The organism is Mycolicibacterium novocastrense (assembly GCF_001499835.1).
GTDB lineage: Bacteria > Actinomycetota > Actinomycetes > Mycobacteriales > Mycobacteriaceae > Mycobacterium > Mycobacterium novocastrense.
The window spans coordinates 16,489-36,215 of the sequence record NZ_LQIH01000034.1 but is presented as its reverse complement, the minus strand read 5'-3'; the positions used below and the strand labels follow the sequence as shown (position 1 = coordinate 36,215).

The following is a 19,727-nucleotide window of genomic DNA, read 5'->3' as shown; positions in this document are numbered from 1 at the left end:
TGCGGATCATCATTCCACGCGGCCAAGGGTATGCCCAGCAGGGTCGAGCGGCACTGACCGGCAAGTCGGGACAGCAGCAAGGTTGCAAGGACCCGACTGATGCCGATCACCCCATCGCCTCAGACTCGTTCATCGACGTAGCACGGATAAGGTCCGACCAAGTCACCGCCACCGGTCCTCCAGGGTGGGTGTTGGCGGTCAACGACTCCAAGTTGATTGCGTGTGCCCATTTGGGCAGAGTGTCGATGAGCTCCAGGTCGGCCACGAAGTAGAGATCGCCGCGAGGGCCAGGGTAGCCACTCGCGATCAATTGAGCTGCGGTTGCTGGGCGCCAATGAATAATCCTTGCCGCGCCGGCTACTTGTAAAAGTTCGTTCCGGCGCTCGTATAACAAGAGCAGCTTCGCGCCGAGTTCTCGCCCACCCATTTCAACCGCGCCAGCTCGATCTCCAGCACGAATGTTGTACTGCCGCAGGCGTTCTATCCATTCACGATGCTCGAGACCTCGGACAAAACCGAGAAGCACATCCGTGTCGGCGGGAGGTGCGTCCAGAAAGGCTGTTGTCAGTGATGAGCTGGGCGTGGGTTCACCAGGTTGATGTACAGTCGCGGTCCAAAAGCGGTGCCGTTCATCGCGCGTGACCTGGTTGGAGACATGTGTCAGCACATCGGTAAAAAATTGGTCGAGCGCCAGCGAGGACGCTGTGAGGCCATCTCCACTCGGCCTCAGCGGGAACGCGCCCAGTCCTGGCAACAATTCTTTAAAGCCCGGATGACGTTGGATGTTCACGATCTCTGAGCCTGGGTATAACACGTACGCTCCCGCTGTTCGCGAGATCGCGTCTCGATAGGCGTGCATCTTGAGCAGATCGTCCCGCTTCGCCCTACCAGACGTGGTCGAATCGTCCGAGGACAAGTCCGGATCAGGCGTTGTTGATGTCAGCTGTGCGACAAGGTTGTCGACACGGTACTTCGCATCGAAGTGCAGCCAAACCTCCAGCTCTTGTGCGGAAACACGTGAGGGCGTGCTACTTTCGGGTTGAATGCGTACTGAGCAGTCGGGGCGCATCGCCCGACTCCATGAGCCGCGTCGGCCATCGTTTCCTCCGAAGTTTCGGTTGAAGAACACCTCGACAGTAAGAGGCCGGTCGGCTCTCTCAACTGACCACGACAGTTTCGACTTGTCGCCTGATCGCATCGTTACGGCGGTGCCGTCACTCGCGACGGCAAATGCACGCGCCATCCGGTCTTCCCCGCACACACGCCCTAGTGAATCCACCACTGCAAGAAAGCACCAAAACTCGTATAGCGTTGCGACGTTGCGTTGCGAGGCGGCGAAGACATCCGTTATGTCCGCGCGATCAAACATCACCGTCGGGCCCGACTCCGTCATCGCAAACGTCCGAAATATTTCGCGGTAGCCGGCGCGTTTGAGCAAGACTTGATCCGAAATCGGCAGCCTCCGTAATGCACTTACCTCTTGGTAGATGGGGTGCGCCAGGTACTCGTCGAGTTGAGCGCCGACGTCAGTAGCGATCTGCAAACCGCGGCGCAGTGGTCCGGACTCAATGCTCTCGGACGACGATCTCAGCCGGTCCAAGAGCTCCAAAGAAACAGCTCGCCAACGCTCCAATGCGAATTTGACGAACTGGTTGGCCGGGTTGTCGACGCTCGCTTCGGCACGATCACGGATGAGCGCGGCAGGTAGCGATTCAAGCGTGGCAGGACCAGCTAACCACGGCACCCGCCGACCGGGGGCGCATACTGCTCGGCGAAAAGCGGACCCCGCAGGGAAGGGCGACCCAATCGGACGAATCTCTTGCTCAGAAACCCATGTGCGGTGTGGTTGCGAGGTCACATGCGAAAGTGCGGCCTCGAAGGTCGGATCCTGCAGGTGCGCCGCAACCATCGCGAACCGAAGGTACAGCAGTTCCGCGGTCATCTCGCTTGGTGCAAGATCAATGAAGCTTGGTGCGAACCCTTGCAATACTGCCTCAGCAGCGAACAACGAAATATCAACGAGCATTTGCCGATACTCGGTCTCGTGCTCGAGTTTGACCGCGAGAACATCTATCTCAGTCGCCCCTCTTCGGCGGGTCGTCCTGTCAACAACTTGGATTCGGAGACGTCCCACCGCTTGTCCAGGACGTAGCCGTCCTCGCTTCCGACTCGCATCGTCAGGGTCGAACAATTCACGCGGCTCAATGTCTACATCGGATGCAACGGTGCAGATTTCGTAGTGGTAGATCCCCGCTTCACGCAATGCCGCATCACCGGTCACCGGAAATGTGCTGTCCTGCCGACCCGGCAGGTTGGCGATCAACAGCTCACCGACGGCTTCGCCTTCGTTGTCTCGAAGCGCCAACCGGATCGGTTCCTGTTGCACGGCTACTCAGCAAAGCTGACGAACTGGTTCGCACGAACGGACTCGATCATGCGCACGATTTTGTGATGCGTAACGGGCAGCCGCGGGGACGTATTGGCTCCCCCCTCGGCTAGCGCCTTCAGCTCGTTGAGGACCGGCTCGATCCTCCGCCGCGAGCCGTGCACCTTCGGCAGGACTTTCTGCATCATCACAAGGTCGAGCGCGGTACGACCGTCGGTGTCTCCTGTCGCTCCAAAGAACGAACAGAACCGGAGGATCTCGTAGAGTGTTCGGTGCCCAAACTCTTGGTTCGCGCGGGCCAAAATCGTATGCGCATCGCGAAGCATCGACACGATTTCGTCGCGAGCCGGGTGAGGATGCTCTTGTTGCCAGTCGTCGCGCTCAGCAAGCGATGCGAAGGCGCGGACTCTCTCGTCGGCTCCCGCGGCTATAGCACTCGGCCGCTGGAGCTCAGGATCGAGTTCGTAGGCACTCACCCGAAATTCGAAAGTAAAGGCCCTGTCGAGGACCTTTGGGGAGAACATATAGGTTGTCTCGTCCACGTTGACTGTCCCGACTACGAAAAGGTTTCGCGGCAAGGGGAGCCTTTGCGCCTCTACGTCACGCAGAACCCATTGACGAGCACTTTCTTCGAAGACAAGATCCGGCAAGACCGGGCGTCGTGATTCGACCCCAGAAAGAAAGTCTGAGAAGTACCGCTCCACGTGCGCCAAGTTCATTTCATCCAGGATGAGCAAGTATGGGTGCTCGGGATCGTTCGCTGCGCGGAGGATAAACTCGAACGCCTCCGGGACAAACCACACCGGTGCCCCCGAGGCGGATGTACGGAGCGCGTCCTCGTACCCGAAGATTGATTCCGGTCCCGTCCAGTCAGGGCGCACGGGTACAACGACGTGGCGATGACGCCCATGGTCATCTGTGCCGAACCACTCGCCGAGTCTCATCGCGAGCTGAGTCTTGCCCGAGCCGGCCAGCCCCGTCAGGATCGCGAACGGCTTCGCAAGGAGGCTGCTCACGAACGATCTCACCAAATTCGAGCCCGCTGGAAAACGAAGTCCCGAGTCATCTACAGCGTCGGCAAACTCATGAAAAAGTTCAGCCGGCGTAGGAAGGTCCGATGACCTTGAGGTTGAACGTCCAGTAGCTGGAACCGGAGGAAGGTGTGCGGCGAGTTCGGGAAACCGCAAGGCCAGTTCGCTCACGAAGTCGTCCCGAAGGCGAACGAGATAAACCTGCTGAACGGATCCAGTGACTGTGAACGGCGCCCCCTGCTTGATCCGCGCGCCCTCGTCAATAGCGCCAAGTGCAACTGGTTCGTTCAGCTCCTCATACTGCGTCTCGACTAGCCGACCCGCTTCCTCCCAGGCTTGATCACCCAGCGGATTCGGTGCAGGCTTCGAAGCAGCGCTTACATGGCTCGCGGCCCGCAACGAGCCATTGCTGTAATGCAGAACGACGTCGCCTTCACGGACTTCGTCCATGGTGTCCCAGTGATATTGCGGACGACCTGCCTTATTACGCATTGGTGCCCAGAGAAACCCGCCATCGCGCTCTTTCGTGTATGTGGCACCTTGATTAACCCACCAGACCGACACTGGAGGCCCGAGGAAAGCGACTCCCTCCTTCGTAACGGCACCGTCTCTATCGATGAGCCCACTTTCTATGAGGAGTTCTCGGTAACGCGCACCTTGCGATTCGAAGGTCCGGTCCGCTTGCCACTGGTCGGTATCCCCATGCTCCGAAAGCGCTCGCCCTAGATCGTCATTGGAGAAGTCGGGATTCAATTCACGTACAACTTGCAGAGCAATTCGGACATCCCTAGCCAAGGGGGCACTGCCGCTAGACAAACGGTCACGAAGCACGCGGCCCTGATTTTCCTTAACTATCCACGGATTGCTCACTTCAACCTCTTCGGCGTACGCGACTCCGGCGTTAGTGAGCTTCCACCTGCGTACATCCTCCGTCACCAGATCAAGCATCCGTGCGAATCGAAGACAGTCGCGAGCCCGCCTCTGCGGGTTCTCGAACGGACCGTCGGATTTGAAGAGTTGTGCTGGATCATCTCCAAGGAGCTCCTCGGTACTGGCCGAACCAAGCTCTCGAAGGCGGGCGAGCAGCAGATTGCCATAACTGAACTTGAGCGTAGGGATAGCCAGCACCGTTTCAGGCTAAATGCGCGAGCCGGCAACGCGCAGCATCCTCGAAGCATCCGCGATTTACCGTTCAGCGGATCAGCGTCGAGGTTGCTAGCCAACTTCGGCAGTTCACGAACCTGCCCGGCTGACAACCAAACGCGACAGAAGGATGAGGGTCACTACGGGTCCAGCCCCGAGCGCACCAACTCCACGCTCTCCGCAACTATCTGTCCAAGATCCCCCACGCACCCGCCGCGGCCCCAGTTTTCCACGGCCACAACGAGCGCCGCCGCCAGCACGGCGCCTGTCACTTCTGCTTTCAACTCAACCCCCGGCACGTCTACATACCGCGCTCGCACGAAGTCGGTGATCACCGCCGCGAACGACGCCTGCACCACCCGCAGATGACCGGCCGCCCGCTCCCCGATCACGCTCGCCCGCAGCAGCGCCGCCTGGCGCACCACCTCTAAGTCGTGCGGAAAGCTCCCGACGCTCGCCATCACCGCGTCGAACAATGACTCCGACGCCGGTCGCCGCGCCAACGCCTCGGCCAGCCACTCCAAGTGCGTCTCGTAGTCCGCGAACAGCACCGCTTCCTTCGTCGGGAAGTGCCGGAAGAACGTCCGCTCGGTGACGCCGGCCTCCTCGGCCAGCTGCGACACCGTCACGTTCGCGAACCCGTCCTTCGCGAACCGCGCCAACGCCACCCGCCGCAGCGCCTCTTTCGTCGCCTGACTGCGCTGCTGATGCAGGTTCACGGGCATCGCCATAGTCCCGTGATCGTATCCCACATATTTGTCAGTACCGCCACAATTATGTCAGTACTGACATAGCCTGCCCCGCATGAGTGACTATGACGCGATCGTCGTCGGCGCCGGACATAACGGGCTGACCGCCGCCGCCATCCTTCAACGCGCCGGCCTCAACACCTCGATCCTCGAGGCCAACACCTACGCCGGCGGTATGGCCGCCACCGTCGAACTCATCGACGGGTTCCGCTACGAGATCGCCGGATCGGTGCAGTTCCCCACCCCAAGCGAGATCACCAAGGACCTCGGCCTCGACACCCTGCCCACCGTCGACTCCGACGTCATGTCGGTCAACATCGGCGAGGCCTGCGAAGAAGCCATGGTCTTCTACCGCGACCCCATGCAACTCATGACCCACCTCGCCGAGAAACACGGCACCGACGCCGTCACCGGCATGGCCGAACTCATCGCCTGGAGCCAGGGCCCCGCCCGCGCGCTCGGCCGCTTCGACGTCCGCAAACCACCCAAGACCATCGACGAGATGTATGCCTGCGCCACAGACGAATCCGAGCGACACGCCATCCACGAAACCCTTTTCGGCTCCGCGATGGACGTCATCGACCGCTACCTGCCCGACCGCAAGCGCCACGCCGTCATGCGCGGCATGCTCGCCTTCCTCGCCATCAACTCCACCTACCGCGGGCCCTACACCCCCGGCAGCGCAACCTGCCTGGCCTTCGCCCTCGCCGTCCCCGACGAAGGCACCGCAATGATGACCAAACTCGAAGGCGGCATCGGCGCCCTCACCGAGCACCTGCGCGAGATGTTCGAAAGCCGCGGCGGCGAGATCGGCTACCGCACCAAGGTCGAACAGATACTCGTCGACAACGGCAAGGTCACCGGCGTCCGCTGCAAGGACGGCCACACCATCACCGCACCCGTCGTCGTCTCCAACCTCTCCCCCGACACCACGCTCACCGAACTCGTTGAGCCCGAACATGTCTCACCCCAACTGCTCGAACGACTCCAAGGACGCGACCACCGCGCGTCCTTCGTCCAGATGCACTTCGCCCTCGACGGCCTCCCCGAGTTCGCCCCGCCGTACGACCTGCTCAACGAGCCCGGCATGCAGCCGTCCGTCGGCATCTTCGGCTCACCCGAAGAACAACAACGCCAATGGGAAAACGCCTGCCGCGGCATCGTTCCCGACAACCCATCGCTAGGCATCCAGATCCCGTCAGTGCACGACCCGAACATGGCCCCGCCCGGCAAGCACGCCGCCAGCGCCTACGCCTACGCATTCCCCGTCGAGACGCCCCGCGACCAGCACGGCCACCTCAAGAACGAGATGGCGCAACGCGTCATCGACAAGATCACCCGCTACGCGCCGAACTTCAAAGACATTCAGATACGCCACATCACCTTCGCGCCGTACCACATGAACACCATGTTCGGCGCCCCCGCCGGCGACTTCTGCCACGGCCTGCTGCACCCCGACCTCATGGGCCCGAACCGGCCCGGCCCGAAGGGTTTCCGCGATCTACCGGTCGGCATCGACGGGCTATACCTCGGCGGCGCCGGCTGTCACGGGGGCCCCGGCATCACCTTCATCCCCGGATACAACGCCGCCTACCAAGTGCTCGACGACCTCAGCTGAAACCTCGCCTCAACTTTCCGAGCGGTCAAACAGCGCGTAGCCGCGGAGAGTAAACCCGCCGAGATGCCACACTGATCCCCGTGGTCCGCACAGGCGCTCGAGCACAGGCTCTGCAAAATCTCATGGCCCGCGCCGGATTCACTGTGGCCACTAGTGCTCCACCTGCTCCTCGGCTCGAAGCCCTCGGCTCACGAGCTCGTGAGCGGGTCGCCGAGTTGTTTGAGTCGCTCGGCGGACAGACACCGATGTCGCGATTGCGACCCGGGGCGTGGGACCTTGCCTTCTCGGGTGGGCTGGTGATCGAACTCGACGAGGAGCTCCACTTCAACCGTTACCGGGCTCAATCGCTCCAACCGCAGTGGGCGACAGCCCTTCCATGGCGCGATACCTATCTCGACTTCTGCAACGACTTCGAGAAGGAGTGCCACGCGGCAGGCAGATGGGGGAAGCGGTGGACCACTCCGTCCTGCGAGGCGATGTTCGGGCCGCCGAGTCCACCCGGTGTTCTGGACGGGCTTGGCTCACCTCGATGGAAGCAACGCGCGCTCTACGATGCGGTCAAAGACATTGCGGCGCTGCAGGCGCAGACGCCCCGGCTCTGCCGGCTCTCGATCTGGGACCGGGTCGGCGAGACGACGATCGGCGGCGCACTCGCTGGAGGCGCCATCGACCTTCGCCACTTCGCCGACTTCGTCGCACAGCGGACGATCTAGCCGCGCCTCACCCACCCGACGCGCGGCTTATTCCGCGTCAGACAGACCGCACGGACGGTACCGCTATCGCGCCGGTTTCCTTGCCAGCAGCCACGCTTCGCCGTCGCCTTCGCCCGCGGCGATGACCTCGAGCTGAGGGAACGCCGCAGTCAACTCGCCGGGCTGCACCCGGAACCGCCCTGCGCCCGCGCCGACCACGCTCAGCGCTGAGATCGCCAGCAGCCCACCGGGTGCCAACTGGTCCGTGATGGACCGGTCGAGCCGAGAATCACGGAAGCGGTGACACATGACGACGTCGACAGGCGGGCCCCCTGGTAGGCCACCGTCGAGATCGACCACATCGAACTGGCACCGCTCTCCCACGCCGGCCTGCGCCGCCAGTTCCCGTGCCTGATCGATGGCTGTCGCCGAGATGTCGAAACCCCAAACGTCGAGCCCGCGACGGGCAAGCCACACGCTGGCGGCCCCGGGCCCACATGCCAGATCCATTGCCCGACCGCGAGTCGGGAACTCGGCCTCGAAGGGAGCGAACACCGCAGGAATCTCGGGTGCGGATACACCCGGCGTCGTACGGTTCCGGTATCGCTCTTCCCAGCGGATGCGATCCTGCTCGCTCACGCACTTCAGCGTACGTTCGCGTTCCGCCCATCCACCCCGAGACCCGCAGCTCGCCAATGCGGACACCAGACACAACCCTGATCTGGCCGCAGAGAGGTTGGGGCACAACGAGAACGCAACGCGGCCAGCTCTGTTCGCACGAGGCGACAAGGTCGCTCGTCCGACGCCTCCGCGAACGACACCGGGTCACGAGAGCGCCGATCCGCCAAGCCACACCAAAGATGCCGATGCGCTGGGTGATTGACGACTTCAACCCCAGTGCGTGTCAGCGGAGATAGACCTGGCCCTCTTGCGGATATCCGCCGCCGGCCGTGGCGATGTGCACATGGTCGTAGTGGTTGGCGGTGTCTGAGCCGCGGTCCGACATGACATTCTTCGAGCCGTTGGGGCGGTAGATGGTCTGGCGCCAGATGGCGTGCTCTAGGCCGAAGCGTTCCGCGTTCGCCATCACGTAGGCAAGGACCTTATCTCCGAGTTCGATTCCCGCCGCCGAGCGAGCATTCGGGATCATCACGTCGATCGCCAACCCGTGCGGATGCCATTTCAAAGAATCGGAGCGCACGCCGCCGATGGTGAGGATCTCGGGGAACTCCGCGCTGACCGCACGCGCCGCCAAGATCGTGTCGACCTGCAGTCCCGTTTCCGGCGCCCGGCCCTGCGGCAGCACTGGCGGGACACTCGGGGCGGGCGGTTGTGCGGCCATCAGGTTCACCGCCGGTGGCGGTGGTTGTGGCGCCGTTGCGACGTCGCAGCACGCAACCGCGTCACGGACGGGCGGATAACTGTCTGCGCCGACCACAAACAATGTGGCGGCGGTAATCACGCCTGCAACGACCGCCAAGCGCGGACGCCGCCGCATCTTGGCGAATGAATGTCGTCCCATCGACGGCGGACGATACCCACCACCCCTATACGCTGACCAATCGCTCACGAGTCTTTCAGCAACCGAAGGCGCCGCCCCTGGTATCGCCGAAAGCGTACGTCACAGACGTTTTAAAGGTACACATAGCGGACTGAAGCAAAGTCCGGCGACGGTTTGCTCGTGGTCCAGATCATGTGCCGCACGGCAATGTGACGCAGCCCGAACTGCCGCCCGGACCACATCGAGAACTGCGTTTCGTCCGCCAGCTCAACTGAACGACCGCACGGCGCTGATCAGGGCGTTAGGCTCCGGCGGTGGCCAACTACGTCACCGAGATCGGCCTGTTGATCATCGGGATCTTCCTGCTGTTCCGCGGGCTGCCCGGTGTGCTGCAGCTTCTCGCAGCCCTCGGCTGGCAGCGCGTCTCGGGAACCATGCTGGGCTCGGGTGTCGCCGGCTACCAGACCCAAGCCGGAGCCGGACGCATGGGCGCCAACGTGCAGCGCTCCGTTGTCGCCTATCAATACCAAGTCAACGGCCAGACCTTCGTCGGGCAGCGCGCCGCGTTCGGCACACCCCTCGGATTCGGCATGGGCTTGGGCGGTATCGCCTCCGCACAAGCCTCTCGATACGCACCCGGCCAAACCGTCGACGTCTGGGTTGACCCGAAGAACCCTGTGAACTCGGTGCTACGCCGAAGCGCCCCTTCGTCATTGGTGATGACGGCACTCGGCGTCGCTGTGCTGATCGCCGCTGTCATCTCGTTGATGGGCTGACGTGCTCGCCGACGACCGCTTCGCACTCAGCCGCCGACGCCTCCTGCAACTGTCCGGCCTGGCGGCCGCTGCCACCGTCGTACCGCCACCCTTCGCAACGGCGGCTCCGCCGAACACCCCAAACATCCTGTGCCGCACCGCCTGGGGTGCCCAGCCGCCCCATCCCGGTGGCACGCAACACATCCCCGTCCGCATGACGATCCACCACACCGCGGTGACCCTCGGCGACAACGCCAACGCGCCGGCACGCCTGCGCCAGCATCAGCACTATCACCAGGACACCCAGGGCTGGATCGACATCGCCTATCACCTCAGCGTCGACCGCAACGGCAACATCTACGAACTGCGAAAGCCCGAACTCGTCGGCGACACCGCCACGAACTACGACCCGACCGGTCACTTCCTGGTTGTCTGCGAAGGCGACTTCGACAAGGAGGAGATCACCGAGGAGCAGCTCAACGGTGCTGCGCTCGCCTTCGCCTGGGGAGCACAGCGATTCGACATCCCGACCGACACGCTCGCCGGGCACCGCGACGCCAGCCACGACACCTCGTGTCCAGGTGCGAACCTCTACACCCACGTCAACGACGGTGATCTCAAGAACCGCGTCGATGCTCTCCTCGCCGCCGGAACGGTCGACCTCCGCACCATCTGCGGGCCCGAGGCGTCCAAAGCAGTCGCAGACATCGAGTCCGGCCTCCGCTGACCGCACGCCGCTGCGACGGCGACTGCAGACCCACCGATCGACACCCGGGCGCTGCCGCGCACACCTGAGCGTCGTCACGATCCAGGCGGGGTCGTCCGAGCCGGCGTTACGCCTGTGGCGCATGAGGTACGACTGTCGTCGACTCCCATATCGGCGGCCTCCAGCAAACTAATGATAGGGAAATCCCTGATTTCTCGGCCTGGCTATCTCCGTACCGTTTACCTCAGAGGAACCTGAAACGGCCTGCTCGTCACAGTTTCCGCAATCAAGCACAAGTGAACAGACAAATGATGCGCCGGCTAAGACTGGCGCCACGATTCGCCGCAGCAACGTTCAACGCGACCGTCTTCGCCGTGTCGCGCCGAGCACGAGCACGGCCCGACACGACGTCGCACCGCTACGCGATCGCGTCTCGCCCGAAGTCGACGCATCCGCCGCACGAACCCGTACGACCAAGAAGTACAGCCATGAGAAAACTGCTGACCGGCCTCACGCTGGCACTGACCCTGGGCACCGCCACCGCAATCGGAACCGCCGCATCGGCATCCGCCGACGAGTTGAGCTACCTGAACGCCATGTCCCGCCTCGGCATCACGCCCACCGACGGCAACTACGTCACGCTGCTGCGCCTGGGTTACGCCATATGCGCGGACAAGTCGATGTGGGTCCCGCTCAACACCACCGTCGACAACGTGGCCTGGAACAACAACGTCACCTACACGCAAGCCCAGGCAGTGGTGATCGCCGCCAACACATACCTCTGCTAGCCGCGCGCCAATCCGACACTCCCGAAGGACACCACCATGGTCTACCCCAACCCGTACTACGACCATCAGCAGCCGACCGTCCCGTGGCCCGATGGCTATGACGATTCAGACCCCAAGCGCGCCAAGCGAAATCCCGTCGTCGCCGCCTCACTATCCGGAGGCGTCGCGGTCCTCGTGCTGGCGGTCGGCGTCCTGGTCGGTCTTCAGCTCAGCGGAAACGGGCCCACCGACACCGACTCGCCGGATCCGTCCCCGACCGTCGTCGCGAGCGCACCGGCGCCCACGGTCCCGCAAGAGCCCGCCGGGCCGCGGCCTGCCCACGACCCGACACGCCTGGACCGGTCGACATACCGATCGCTGACCGCGCGCGAGTTCGCGCTCATGGCCAAGGATCCCGACGCGTGGGCCGGCCGAAAGATCGTCGTATACGGGGTGATCACTCAGTTCGACTCCGCCACGGGCACGACGCTGTTCCGCGCGGACACCGGGCCAGCGCCGATGACGAATGTTTACGACTACGACCAGAACACCTTGGTCACCGCTCATGACGCGGACATGGTCGCCGACTTCGTCCAGAAGGACAGGGTGACGATGTACGTCGAGGTGCAGGGGGCGACGACCTACGAGACCCAGATCGGCGGATCGACGACCGTACCGTCGCTGATGGCCCACATCATCGAAAGCACCAGCCGTCCCACGACACGGCCCGCGCCCTCGACGTACCCGGCCTCACAACCCGACGCCGAAACCGCAAGCGGGAATCAACTTCGCGCGATTGCCGCGAGCGATCGCCCGATGGTCCTGGCAACCATCGCCGATACCTGGGTGCCGCAATTGAGTTCCAAGCGGCTCGGACTAGTCGCCGAGGGACGCACGTGGACAGCCTCGGCGATCCTTTCCGAACACCAGCGGCTTCGTCAGGCCTACCCCGGTGCTCGGTTGCTGTGGTCCGGAGACTGGTCGACCTTCTCCCATTCGGATTTCTGGGTGACGGTCGCCGGGGCGACGTTCCCGACCGCCGACGGTGCCTTGGCGTGGTGCAGGAGCAACGACTTCGACCGCGATCACTGCTTCGCGAAGCTGATCAGCACCACTCACGCCGTCGAGGGCAGCACGGACTACAACTGATCGCCGCCCCACGCGGATACGATCCATTGGTGGCCCACCGCCGTCGTCGGATAGTCGTCGTGATGGCGGCGGCCGCCCTGCTGGTGCAGTGCGAGTCGCCCGCACCGCCGGCCGAGTCCACGCCGCCACCGAGCACAACCACCACTACGCAGACCACAGCCGCCGCGCCACCTCCCCCGCCGTCGACCACTCCGCAGCCGACACCTGCCCACGTTCTGCCGGTCACCGCCGCCGAACTCGGCGAAAGTTGGCGTCCCGGTTGCCCCCTGGAGCCTGAGAGACTGCGACGGGTTGAGATCGACTACCTCGGAATGGATCTCCAGACACACCGCGGCGAGTTGATTGTGCACGAAACCCTCGTACCCGAGGTGATCGAAATCTTCGAAGAGCTCCGCCAAGCGCAGTATCCGATCGAGAAGATGCAGACTCCCGATCATTACCCGGGCGCCGAAGACGAGCTGTCCATGCGCGACAACAACACCTCGGCGTTCAACTGCCGCGACATCCCCGGCTCCGGCAACTGGTCCCACCACGCCTACGGCCGGGCCATCGACATCAATCCCCTTCTCAACCCCTACATCGACGACGCGGGGGACCTCCAGCCCGCCAACGCCGGACCCTATCTCGACCGCACCCGCATCGACCCGGGCCTGCTGCACGACGGCGATCCCGCGGTGCGGATCTTCACCGACCGCGGCTGGACATGGGGCGGTAACTGGCGCACGCCCAAGGATTACCAGCACTTCGAGCGGCCCGAATGAACTCAGGCACACAAGAATTCATGTTCTGTATTCGCGACCCATTCCATATCGGATAGTTACCCGACACTGCTAACCGGTGCGTAGCGTCATGGGCTGTTGCCCACGCCGATGGAGAGCGTATGCCGTTTCCCTGGGAATTGAATTCCGAGTACCCCTACCATCACGAGACCTATCCCGATCAGCGCTGCCAGCCAAGCGATCTCGCTCGTCCGGAGGAGCCTCTTCCACCGGTCACCGAATAGCCCATTTCCGACCGGACGCCGACTGGGCGTGCTTAGGATTCAGCCGGAATGGTCAACCTGGTCCGCCACCCGGTTCGCGTCCCTCGGGTCGAGAAGCCCCGCGCCGAGGGGCGCTTCTACCTGCCCGGCGGCCGCCGCCTCGGTTTCGCGGAGTTCGGAGCCCCAGATGGTGACCCGGTGTTGTGGTTTCACGGCACGCCGGGCGGCCGTCGCCAGTTCCCACTCCTCGGTCGCCGCGCCGCCGAGAAGCTCAACCTGCGCGTGATCGTCATCGGCCGCCCGGGAACCGGCCTCTCCGACCCCCACCCCTACGATTCCGTGGCGGACTGGGCGGCGGACATGACGCACGTCGCCGACGACCTCGGCGCCGAACGCCTCGCGGTGGCGGGCCTGTCCGGCGGCGGCCCCTACGCCCTGGCCTGCGCCGCCGTGCCGCCGCTTTCCAGCCGAGTCGCCGCGGTGGCGGTGCTCGGCGGCGTCGTCCCGTCGGTGGGACCCGACGCCCTCGCCACGGGCGCCATCGACCTCGCCCGCCGATTCGCACCAGTCCTGCACGGGTTTCGCCGGCCCATCGCCGAAACGGTTCACGTGTTGCTGTTGCCGGTGTTGCCGCTCGCGCACTACGTCTGCCAGGCCTACGCCAGTGTGGTGCCCGAGGGCGATCGGCGGGTGCTCAAGGATTCCGAGATGGAGGGCATGTTCATCGAGGACCTCGTCCTCATCTCCAAGGGTCGCTTCCAGGCGATCGTCGATGACGCCCGACTCTTCGGCCGCGACTGGGGTTTTCGGCTCGGCGACGTCAGCGCACCGGTGCGGTGGTGGCATGGCGATGCGGACAACATCGTGCCCCTGCGGTGCGCGGAGGCCGCCATCGACCTGTTGCCCAACGCCGAACTCGTTCTGCGACACCAGGAAAGCCACCTCGGCGGCTTCGCCACCGCGGACGAGGTGCTCGGTTATCTGCGGTCCCAGCTCGACTCCGCTCCATGACCGCCACTTCGCCGAGCATGCCCGCCGGATTCGACTGCCCAGGCCCTCTACGCGCACCGGCTTCCGCCGAGGAATTCACGAGCTGACAGGCTTTCTCCCACTCTCACTTTACGACAGCGGGTGGGGCTTGCGGCAAGGCCCCTGACGTGCTGCACAATCGTCCGGCCACGCACACGACGAACAAAGGAGCAGTGTGTCGAACCCGCCAAAACCGTTCGAAGTCCACGACTCTGGTGCCTACCTTCACGGCACGAAGGCCGACCTCGCCGTGGGCGACCTGCTGGTGCCGGGGCGCCCCTCGAACTTCGAGGACGGGCGCATCTCCAACCACGTCTATGTGACGCAGACGCTGGACGCCGCCACCTGGGGAGCCGAGCTGGCACCGGGCGAGGGACGCGGCCGCATCTACATCGTCGAACCACTCGGCGCCGTGGAGGACGACCCGAACGTCACCGACAAGAAGTTCCCCGGCAACCCGACGCGCTCGTACCGCACCCGCGAACCGGTCAGAATCGTCGGCGAGATCACCGACTGGGTGGGCCATCCACCCGAGCAGATTCAGGCCATGCTCGACGGCTTGGAAGACCTGCGGCGCCGAGGACTGGCCGTCATCTACGACTGAGCCAGGTGACTACTTCTTGAAGGCGTCCTTGATCTTCTCGCCGGCATCCTTGAAGTTGGCCTTCGCCTGACGCCCACGGCCCTCGTCGCGGGTGCGCGGGTCGCCGGTCATGTTGCCGACGGCCTCCTTGGCCTTGCCGGCGAGGTTGTCGACCTTGTTTCTGGCTTTGTCCGTTGCGCTCACCGTTCCTCCTCGAAGTCGAATTGCCCCTCGGATACCTCGACGGCGACGGACGAAAACCTCACATGCGGGAGTACCGCGCCAGCGCGAAGCTGTACAACCCGTAGGCCGCGAAACCCGTTGCCGCGACGATCAAGATCGCCTCACCGTAGTGTGCGCGTCCGAGCGCCTTGACCGCTCCGTCGAGTCCGGTGGACTTGGCCGGATCGCTCACGTAGGTCGCGACGACGACGGAAAGGCCCGCCGCGAACAGCACCAAACCCTCGGCGACATGACCACAGATGCCCAGCACCGTGATCAACCGGCCACCCGGGACGGTGAGGTCTTTGAGGAACTTCCGCGACGCGCCCTTGTGGACGAAGTAGGCGCCGATCACCGCGATCGACAGCCCCGCTAGCACCAGAACCGCCTTGCCGCCGTCGGACTGCATCAACCGCGCGCTCAGACCGGACGTCTGCTCGCTGCCCTTCGTCCTGGCGCCCAGCGCGAACTGGATCGCGGTGAAAGCCACCGCGCAGTACACCAACGCCAGCCCAAAAGCCCTGAGCCGGTTCATGAGTGGCGAGTCGCGTTTGTGCGCCTCGGTACTTTCACCGGGATGCAACCCCAACACCGTTTCGGCGAACCGCCACATCGCCAGCGCGACGAGCCCACCGGCGACGATCCACAGCGAGAAGGTCCCGCCGCCCTCGGTGGCCAGCGTCGCCAACGCACCGGACTGGTCGGCGTCCCCGCCCAGGCCCAGCGCGATCCGCAGGATCGTGTAGCCCACGAGCAGGTGCAACGTCCCGCTGACGGGATATCCCGCACGCGCGAAGAACTGGACCACGCGACTTCCGGTGGCATCGTTGACCGCGCCCTTGAAGCTCATGCTGCCGCCGGACCGCCTGACACCCGGCTTTATTACCCCGGCCCTTTTCCGGCAAAACGGCCGATGACCACCCTCGGCGACGCCCCGCCGGGGTAACCTCCCCACGCCAGGAGGTGTCAGATGCGATTCCGGTCCAACTGTTTACCGGTGTTGGCGGCGGTGGCCGTCGTTTCGGGGTGCGGCCTGGTGGGGCCGACACCGAGCGAGGAACCCGCCCAGTCCGGCCGGATCGTCATCGACGGCACCGGTGTGGACACCCAGTCCGTTGAGTGCACCCAGCACGAGTGGTCGATGCAGATCGACGCCAAGGCGAAGACGGGCAGCGCGCAGGTGTTCCTCGAGCTCGGCGGTGATACGCCCGTCGTGCGGACCGTCAACATCGAGAACGTCAACGAGATCAACGGCGCCGCCGGCGGTGAGACCGGTGATGCCGAGGCCACCACCAAGGGCAACGTCTACACCATCTCGGGCACCGTCGTCGGCGCCGACGGGCGCAATCCCGCCCAGGCCCGCACGATGCCCTTCGAGATCAAAGCGCCCTGCTGAGTCGGTCACCTCTGCTTCAAAAGGGATGATGGGGCGCCCTTTCCACCGGTAACATCCCGCGCGTGCCGGACGGTACTCGCGTCGACGCCGAGCAGCGTCAGGTATCGGGGCTCGCCGCTGTCATGACGGTGCTCGCGATGGGCCTGGGCTATGCGATCGCGATCGGCGACCCGACGACCTTCTCGGCCAACCTGCAACTGGTCTCGAGCGGTGTGGGCATCACCGGATCCACCGCGACCTTCGTCGCCAGCCTGGCCACGCTGACCATGGCGGCGGCGGTCCTGAGCGCCGGCGCGCTCGGCGACCTTTACGGCATGCGGCGGATGTATCTGCTCGGGCTGGCCGGGGCCATCGCGTTCAGCGTGCTCGCCGCCGCCGCGCCCGCCCCTGCGGTGCTGATCGTCGCTCGCGCGGGCGCCGGCGTGATGCTGGCGTTCCTGATCGGCCTGTCGCTGGCGATCACCAACGCGGTGTTCCCCCCGGGCCGGCGGGCCGCGGCGATCGCCGCCTACTTCGGCGTCGGGTACGCCGTCGCCACCCCGATGCCCGCGATCAGCGGCATGCTCGGTCACGCGATCGGTTGGCGCGCCTGCTTTTTCGTGGCGCCGGTCATCGGTGTCCTCGGGTTGCTCGTCACGTGGCGGTTCGTACCCGAGACGGTGCGCGCGGGGCGTCGGCTCGACGTGCTCGGCATGGCGTTGTTCGCCGTCGCGCTGCTGGGACTGATCTTCGGCGTCTCGCGCATCGAAACCGGCATCAACACCGTCGGCCTGGTGGCGATCGGAGTCGGCCTGGTGGCCGGATGCGCATTCGTCATGCAGGAGTTGCGCGCCACGGACCCGGCGCTCGACATGCGGGTGTTCCGGTCGGGCCGGTTCAACGCCGCCGTGACCGCCGGTGTGTTGTTCAACATCGTGCTCGGCGGGTCGATGGTGTTGCTGTCGTTCTATCTCGTCACGGTCCGCAAGGAGTCCCACGAACTGTTCGGCCTGCTGCTGATCCCCGCCACCGCGTTGGCCGCCGTCGCCGCCACGTCCGCCGGCCCCACCGCGAACCGGTTCAGTCCCCGCACGGTGATGATCACCGGGCTCATCGTCATGCTCGGCGGGCTGCTGACGATGCGGCTCTACGACCTCGACACGACGCGTACGACGGTGTTCATCACCACCGCGCTGATCGTGGTCGGCGGCGCCCTCGTCACCACCCCGCAGGCGATGATCATGATGAGCAGCGCGCCAACGGATCTCGGCGGCGCGGTGTCTGCGGTCAAGAGCGCGGTCAACGAGGGCGGATACTCGCTCGGGCCCGCGCTTTTCGCGCTCGTCGGCATCAACCTGTTCCTCACCGACAGCGCGCACGACCTGTCCCAGTCCGGCATCACGCGCGCCGAGACACGCGAGGCGCTGCTGACGGTGCACGGCGGTCACGGAGCCCAGATGGTCAACCCCGACCAGGCGCGGCTGGTGGTGGAGCAGGCCCCGCACAACGCCGTCGACGCCATCCACACCCTGAGCCTGATCATGGCCGTCGGTCCGGTCGCCGCGATCATCCTGGCGCTGTGGTTGATCAAGCCCGCAAAGCGCTCAGCAAGCGGCCAGTAGATCGTCCAACGCGCCTTCGAAACCGTCGGCAAGGTCCCAGAGATCGTTGACCAGTTTGCGGCACGCGATGATTCCGACGTTCAGCTTGCCGGTCAACGACATCACGGTGATGTTCAGCCCGGAACCGTGGAAGATCGGGCCGAGCGGGTAGAGCGCTTTCATCTCCGCGCCCATCGCGTACAACTTCTCCTGCGGCCCCGGCACATTCGAGATCACCACGTTGTGGATCGCGGCCCGCTTCAGCGGGGTGTGCGACAGCACCTCCATCGCCACTCCGAACAAGGCGGGTGGCAGTGCCTGAGTCACGTCGGCCAACAGCGTGGGAGCGATGTCGGCGCTGTGAGCCTTTGCGCGCGAGCTGGATTCGGCGATGGTGCGTAACCGCTCGGCGGGGTCCTCGATGTGGGTCTGCAGGTTGTTGAAGAAGCCCGACAGCTGATTACGGCCCGGACGGTCGGACTTGTCGTGCACCGACGCCGGAACCACCGCGATCAGCGGCTTGTCCGGCAGCTCTCCGCGCTTGAGCAGGTACTGACGCAGGGCGCCGGCGCACAGCGCCATCACCACGTCGTTGACCGTGACGTCGAACGCGTTCTTCACCTTCTTGACGTCGTCGAACTCAAGCTGTGCCAGCGCGATGGTGCGGTCGGAGGTGATCTCGGCGTTGAACACGGTCGCGGGAGCCGAGAACGGGGCAGCCATGGCCTTGCCGCTGCGCGCGCGGGTGATGGTGCTGACGATGGTGGACATCGTCGCGGGCACCGCCCTGGTGAGTTGCAACGGACGCATGAACGCCCGGATCAGACCATCGGCGGCGATCTCCAGTGGCCTCGCGCCGCCGAAGCCCTCGACGGGCTCGGGTGGTGGACCGTCGGGTGCGACGTCGCACAGCTTGCTGATCAGGTTGGCCGCCGACACCCCGTCCACCGCGGCGTGGTGCACCTTGATCATCAGCGCGACGTCCCCGGCGTTGAACGGGTCGGTTTCGGAGATGCCCTCGATCACCCACATCTCCCACAGCGGCTTGCTGCGGTCCAGCGGCGCCGCCGCGATGCGCGAGCAGACATTGACCAGTTCGTTGCGCCCTCCCGGCGCGGGCAGCGCGATGCGATGCAGGTGATACTCCAGGTCCAGCTCGTCATCGTCGACCCAGACCGGATGGTCGAGGTTCAGTTGACTGTTGGCGAGCTTTGCCCGCAATTCGGGCAGTGCCTTCAACCGCATGGCCAGGTGCTCGCGAACCCGCTCGAAGTCGTAGCCACCGGGGATGGTCGAGGTGTCAAGGCACGCGATTGAACAGACATTCAGTGGGACACTGGATGATTCGCTGTAGAGCATCGTCGCGTCGAACGCACTGAGCCGTTCCATTGACGCGGCGTACCCGGGTTGACACCCGCGTCAAACCATGACCGCAGTT

General features: G+C 64.6%; 19 protein-coding genes. 11 read left to right on the top strand and 8 right to left on the bottom strand.

Annotated elements, in window-relative coordinates:
- Positions 1 to 106: 106 nt before the first annotated feature.
- The 3 genes from AU072_RS27720 to AU072_RS19945 form a co-directional block, all read right to left on the bottom strand.
- Positions 107 to 2,386, bottom strand: coding sequence for a DUF2357 domain-containing protein (locus AU072_RS27720; protein WP_082680767.1), 2,280 nt, complete (start codon positions 2,384 to 2,386; stop codon positions 107 to 109).
- 2 nt (positions 2,387 to 2,388) lie between these two features.
- The gene (locus tag AU072_RS28195) at positions 2,389 to 4,545 is read right to left on the bottom strand and encodes an McrB family protein (protein WP_133147304.1); all 2,157 of its coding nucleotides are present in this window, start codon (positions 4,543 to 4,545) and stop codon (positions 2,389 to 2,391) included.
- Between the two features lie 155 nt (positions 4,546 to 4,700).
- Positions 4,701 to 5,291, bottom strand: coding sequence for a TetR/AcrR family transcriptional regulator (locus tag AU072_RS19945; protein ID WP_064415405.1), 591 nt, complete (start codon positions 5,289 to 5,291; stop codon positions 4,701 to 4,703).
- A 73-nt stretch (positions 5,292 to 5,364) separates the two neighbouring features.
- On the opposite strand from AU072_RS19945, the gene AU072_RS19940 reads away from it, so the two are divergent.
- Positions 5,365 to 6,927, top strand: a complete 1,563-nt coding sequence (locus AU072_RS19940; RefSeq protein ID WP_064415404.1) for a phytoene desaturase family protein — start codon at positions 5,365 to 5,367, stop codon at positions 6,925 to 6,927.
- 122 nt (positions 6,928 to 7,049) lie between these two features.
- A complete protein-coding gene (locus tag AU072_RS19935) occupies positions 7,050 to 7,640 on the top strand; it encodes a DUF7255 family protein (RefSeq protein WP_456237912.1) in 591 nt (196 codons plus the stop codon).
- 63 nt (positions 7,641 to 7,703) lie between these two features.
- Here AU072_RS19935 and AU072_RS19930 read toward each other — a convergent pair whose 3' ends face one another.
- Both AU072_RS19930 and AU072_RS28425 read right to left on the bottom strand, forming a co-directional pair.
- Entirely contained in the window at positions 7,704 to 8,258 is a 555-nt protein-coding gene (locus AU072_RS19930) for a class I SAM-dependent methyltransferase (RefSeq protein ID WP_064415402.1), read from the bottom strand.
- Positions 8,259 to 8,523: 265 nt separating this feature from the next.
- Positions 8,524 to 8,961 (bottom strand): VldE C-terminal domain-containing protein, encoded by a 438-nt coding sequence (locus AU072_RS28425; protein WP_328586836.1) that lies wholly within the window; start codon positions 8,959 to 8,961, stop codon positions 8,524 to 8,526.
- A 473-nt stretch (positions 8,962 to 9,434) separates the two neighbouring features.
- Here AU072_RS28425 and AU072_RS19920 point away from each other — a divergent pair, with 473 nt between their 5' ends.
- From AU072_RS19920 to arr, 7 genes are all read left to right on the top strand, one after another.
- The gene (locus AU072_RS19920; protein WP_064415401.1) at positions 9,435 to 9,896 is read left to right on the top strand and encodes a DUF3592 domain-containing protein; all 462 of its coding nucleotides are present in this window, start codon (positions 9,435 to 9,437) and stop codon (positions 9,894 to 9,896) included.
- 1 nt (position 9,897) lies between these two features.
- Positions 9,898 to 10,602: a peptidoglycan recognition protein family protein gene (locus AU072_RS19915; protein WP_235629844.1), complete on the top strand. Its 705-nt coding sequence runs from the start codon at positions 9,898 to 9,900 to the stop codon at positions 10,600 to 10,602.
- 467 nt (positions 10,603 to 11,069) lie between these two features.
- Complete coding sequence (locus AU072_RS28360) at positions 11,070 to 11,369, top strand: DUF732 domain-containing protein (protein WP_064415400.1); 300 nt, start codon at positions 11,070 to 11,072, stop codon at positions 11,367 to 11,369.
- Positions 11,370 to 11,405: 36 nt separating this feature from the next.
- The gene (locus AU072_RS19905; RefSeq protein ID WP_064415399.1) at positions 11,406 to 12,497 is read left to right on the top strand and encodes a hypothetical protein; all 1,092 of its coding nucleotides are present in this window, start codon (positions 11,406 to 11,408) and stop codon (positions 12,495 to 12,497) included.
- A gap of 62 nt (positions 12,498 to 12,559) precedes the next feature.
- Positions 12,560 to 13,258, top strand: a complete 699-nt coding sequence (locus AU072_RS19900) for a M15 family metallopeptidase (protein ID WP_064415398.1) — start codon at positions 12,560 to 12,562, stop codon at positions 13,256 to 13,258.
- A gap of 290 nt (positions 13,259 to 13,548) precedes the next feature.
- Positions 13,549 to 14,490 (top strand): alpha/beta fold hydrolase, encoded by a 942-nt coding sequence (locus AU072_RS19895; RefSeq protein WP_064415397.1) that lies wholly within the window; start codon positions 13,549 to 13,551, stop codon positions 14,488 to 14,490.
- Positions 14,491 to 14,683: 193 nt separating this feature from the next.
- Positions 14,684 to 15,112, top strand: a complete 429-nt coding sequence (gene arr / locus AU072_RS19890) for an NAD(+)--rifampin ADP-ribosyltransferase (protein ID WP_064415396.1) — start codon at positions 14,684 to 14,686, stop codon at positions 15,110 to 15,112.
- Between the two features lie 9 nt (positions 15,113 to 15,121).
- Here arr and AU072_RS19885 read toward each other — a convergent pair whose 3' ends face one another.
- Both AU072_RS19885 and AU072_RS19880 read right to left on the bottom strand, forming a co-directional pair.
- Positions 15,122 to 15,295, bottom strand: coding sequence for a CsbD family protein (locus AU072_RS19885; RefSeq protein ID WP_064415395.1), 174 nt, complete (start codon positions 15,293 to 15,295; stop codon positions 15,122 to 15,124).
- Between the two features lie 58 nt (positions 15,296 to 15,353).
- Complete coding sequence (locus tag AU072_RS19880; RefSeq protein ID WP_064415394.1) at positions 15,354 to 16,163, bottom strand: DUF1206 domain-containing protein; 810 nt, start codon at positions 16,161 to 16,163, stop codon at positions 15,354 to 15,356.
- Between the two features lie 120 nt (positions 16,164 to 16,283).
- Here AU072_RS19880 and AU072_RS19875 point away from each other — a divergent pair, with 120 nt between their 5' ends.
- Together AU072_RS19875 and AU072_RS19870 are read left to right on the top strand one after the other, a co-directional pair.
- Positions 16,284 to 16,709, top strand: a complete 426-nt coding sequence (locus tag AU072_RS19875) for a lipoprotein LpqH (protein ID WP_064415393.1) — start codon at positions 16,284 to 16,286, stop codon at positions 16,707 to 16,709.
- 62 nt (positions 16,710 to 16,771) lie between these two features.
- Positions 16,772 to 18,310 carry an MFS transporter gene (locus AU072_RS19870; protein ID WP_235629843.1) on the top strand — a complete coding sequence of 513 codons (1,539 nt, stop codon included), beginning with the start codon at positions 16,772 to 16,774 and terminating at the stop codon, positions 18,308 to 18,310.
- Here the strand turns inward: AU072_RS19870 and AU072_RS19865 are convergent.
- The gene (locus AU072_RS19865) at positions 18,293 to 19,678 is read right to left on the bottom strand and encodes a WS/DGAT/MGAT family O-acyltransferase (protein WP_064415392.1); all 1,386 of its coding nucleotides are present in this window, start codon (positions 19,676 to 19,678) and stop codon (positions 18,293 to 18,295) included. The genes AU072_RS19870 and AU072_RS19865 overlap by 18 nt on opposite strands.
- Positions 19,679 to 19,727: the final 49 nt, after the last annotated feature.

Bases quoted from the DNA above. Each gene is read 5' to 3' on its own strand.
- AU072_RS19940 (WP_064415404.1), top strand. From the start codon at position 5,365: ATGAGTGACTATGACGCGATCGTCGTCGGCGCCGGACATAACGGGCTG.
- AU072_RS19900 (WP_064415398.1), top strand. From the start codon at position 12,560: ATGGCGGCGGCCGCCCTGCTGGTGCAGTGCGAGTCGCCCGCACCGCCG.
- AU072_RS19865 (WP_064415392.1), bottom strand. From the start codon at position 19,678: ATGGAACGGCTCAGTGCGTTCGACGCGACGATGCTCTACAGCGAATCA.
- AU072_RS28360 (WP_064415400.1), top strand. From the start codon at position 11,070: ATGAGAAAACTGCTGACCGGCCTCACGCTGGCACTGACCCTGGGCACC.
- AU072_RS19945 (WP_064415405.1), bottom strand. From the start codon at position 5,291: ATGGCGATGCCCGTGAACCTGCATCAGCAGCGCAGTCAGGCGACGAAA.
- AU072_RS19895 (WP_064415397.1), top strand. From the start codon at position 13,549: ATGGTCAACCTGGTCCGCCACCCGGTTCGCGTCCCTCGGGTCGAGAAG.
- AU072_RS19905 (WP_064415399.1), top strand. From the start codon at position 11,406: ATGGTCTACCCCAACCCGTACTACGACCATCAGCAGCCGACCGTCCCG.
- AU072_RS19935 (WP_456237912.1), top strand. From the start codon at position 7,050: ATGGCCCGCGCCGGATTCACTGTGGCCACTAGTGCTCCACCTGCTCCT.
- AU072_RS19880 (WP_064415394.1), bottom strand. From the start codon at position 16,163: ATGAGCTTCAAGGGCGCGGTCAACGATGCCACCGGAAGTCGCGTGGTC.
- AU072_RS19875 (WP_064415393.1), top strand. From the start codon at position 16,284: ATGCGATTCCGGTCCAACTGTTTACCGGTGTTGGCGGCGGTGGCCGTC.
- AU072_RS28425 (WP_328586836.1), bottom strand. From the start codon at position 8,961: ATGGCCGCACAACCGCCCGCCCCGAGTGTCCCGCCAGTGCTGCCGCAG.